This is a genomic window from Bartonella sp. AD328YNZD (assembly GCF_042196425.1).
The window spans coordinates 1-1,172 of the sequence record NZ_JBHIQG010000532.1 but is presented as its reverse complement, the minus strand read 5'-3'; the positions used below and the strand labels follow the sequence as shown (position 1 = coordinate 1,172).

Below are 1,172 nucleotides of genomic sequence, written 5' to 3'. Positions count from 1 at the left end.
CTTGATTTTTTTGGAGATACCCTGGAAAGTATCCGCGTATTTGATCCAGAAAGTCAAAGGACAACACGTCAAAAAACTGAACTTTTATTACAGGCAATGAGTGAGGTTGTTCTTACACCAGAACGAATCAGCCGATTTAAAAGAAATTATACCCGTACATTTGGTGTATCACAAAAAAATAACATGCTTTATGAAGCAATTGCTCAAGGACGGCGTTTTGCCGGTATGGAACATTGGCTTCCTTTTTTTTATGAAAACCTTGACACTTTTTTTGACCATTGTGGCAACCTACCGCTTGTTTTTGAGCATCTTATAGAAGAAGTTTTCATTGAGCGCTATCGCCTTATTGAAGACTATTATAATGCGCGTAAAGAGCGCGAAAATGATAAAGAAATTTCTACTTCTTATCATCCAATAGACCCTAGTCTTCTTTATTTAACGCCAGAGCGTGTTTTGGAATGTGTGCAACAATCTTCACAGCGTATTGATTTTTCACCTTTTAATATTCCACAAAGTTTGGAACAAACAGTTATTCACACCAATGTTAAACAGGGATATGATTTTGTAAAAGAGCGTAATGCGCAAGAAAAAAATGTTTTTTCAAATGTTATTGATCATATCGCCTCTTTACGCACTGCTGGCAAAAAAGTACTTTTAGCGTGTTGGAGTGAAGGGTCTCTCAATCGTTTGATACAAGTTCTTGATGAGCATGGATTGAAAAAAATAGATGTTGTAAAATCCTTGCAAACTGTCAAAGCAACACCACGAGATCATATATTAGCAGCTGTTATCATGATAGAACATGGTTTTGAGGCTGAAGATTTAGCTATTATAGCAGAGCAGGATATCCTAGGTGATCGCTTCATCAGATCACCAAAGCGGCGTAAGAATAATACAAATTTTATTTCTGAAATTTCTGCTTTAAATTCTGGTGATATTGTTGTGCATATCGACCATGGTATTGGCCAATTTGTTGGTCTTAAAACCATCACAACCACTGGAATTTTACGAGATTGCCTTGAAATTAAATATGCTGGAGGAGATCTCCTCTTTTTACCTGTTGAAAATATTGAGCTTCTCTCACGTTATGGCTCAGAAGGAACAGAGGTAACTTTAGATAAATTAGGGGGTGTTGCTTGGCAAGCACGTAAAGCGCGGCTTAAAAAACATTT

1 protein-coding gene is annotated in these 1,172 nt (G+C 36.9%); it reads left to right on the top strand.

Annotated elements, in window-relative coordinates; all coding sequences use genetic code 11:
- On the top strand, window positions 1-1,172 hold a 1,172-nt coding region (locus ACFIO3_RS13440), incomplete at both ends, for a CarD family transcriptional regulator (RefSeq protein WP_375704622.1).